This is a genomic window from Mycobacterium sp. 4D054 (assembly GCF_052245755.1).
GTDB lineage: Bacteria > Actinomycetota > Actinomycetes > Mycobacteriales > Mycobacteriaceae > Mycobacterium.
Window position 1 is genome coordinate 1 of sequence record NZ_JBQQCF010000143.1, and the last position, 1,201, is coordinate 1,201.

The 1,201-nt window shown below is 62.0% G+C and carries 2 protein-coding genes; both read left to right on the forward strand.

Annotated elements, in window-relative coordinates; all coding sequences use genetic code 11:
• Positions 1 to 66 precede the first annotated feature (66 nt).
• Entirely contained in the window at positions 67 to 390 is a 324-nt protein-coding gene (locus ACTWP6_RS30290) for a transposase (protein ID WP_396884579.1), read from the forward strand.
• Positions 387 to 1,201: IS3 family transposase (locus tag ACTWP6_RS30295; protein WP_443189637.1), on the forward strand; the 815-nt coding region annotated here is incomplete at its 3' end. The genes ACTWP6_RS30290 and ACTWP6_RS30295, both read left to right, overlap by 4 nt.

The following is a 1,201-nucleotide window of genomic DNA, read 5'->3' on the forward strand; positions in this document are numbered from 1 at the left end:
TGAGGTTCCCCAGAAGTAGTGGACATCTGAGATAGCGGGACGGTGGTCCCGTGGAAGGATGTTCGTATGTCTGGTCGTCGGCGTTCGTTTACCCCGGAGTATCGGGTGGAGGCCGCGCATCGGGTGATCGATGGGAATCGGCGGGTTGCTGAGGTGGCCCGTGAGTTGGATTTGCATGAGAATCAGCTGCACAAGTGGGTGGCTGATGAGCGGCGGCGGATGGCCGCTGCGGTCGGCGGTACTGTGCCGGAGCCTGGTGACAGTCAGCAGCTTTCACCGGATGAGCGGGCGGAATTGATACGGCTACGGGCCAAGGTTGCCGAGCAGTCCAAGGACATCGCATTCCTGGAAAAAGCGTCGGCGTACTTTGCGGGCAAGCATCTAAAGTGAGCCGGTTCGAGCTCATGGCCGCGGAGTGCGCCTCCCACGATGTCGTCAGGATGGCCCAGCTGCTGGGTGTGTCCACCTCGGGCTACTACAAGCATCGCGACCGTCTCCGGGCCAGCGAGCCCACGCCGGCAGTCCAGCGTCGCCGGGACCTGGAAGTCAAGATTCTGACCCATCACACGAACTCCAACGGCACCTACGGGTCGCCGCGGATCACCGCCGATCTGCATGAGGCCGGGGACCAGGTTTCGCACAACACGGTCGCCAAGATCATGGCGGAGTTGGGCATCGAGGGCGTCAGTCCGCGCACCTTCAAGACCACCACGGTCGTTGATCCGTGCGCGTCGTTCCCGCCGGATCTGGTGGGTCGCCGCTTTGACCAGGGCCGTATCGACGCGGTGTGGTCCACCGACATCACCTACCTGAGCTGCGGTGAAGGCGACATGTTTCTGTGTGCGATCCGCGACGAACATTCCCGCCGGGCACTGGGCTGGGCGGTCGATGATCACATGCGCACCGAGTTGGTGACCACGGCCGTGGATCGGGCAGTGTTCACCCGCGGCGGCAACGCCAACGGCGTCATACTGCATTCAGACCGCGGGACCCAATTCACCTCGCACGGCATGGCTGAGGCCGCCGCCGAGCATGGTTTGCGCCGTTCGATGGGTGCCACTGGGATCTGCTGGGATAACGCCGGTGCCGAATCGCTGTGGTCGACGTTCAAGCATGAGTTCTACTACCGGCACACTTTCGCGACGAAAGTCGAATTGATTGCAGCAGTTGACAATTGGATGCGATTCTACAATCATCAACG

Bases quoted from the DNA above. Each gene is read 5' to 3' on its own strand.
- ACTWP6_RS30290 (WP_396884579.1), top strand. From the start codon at position 67: ATGTCTGGTCGTCGGCGTTCGTTTACCCCGGAGTATCGGGTGGAGGCC.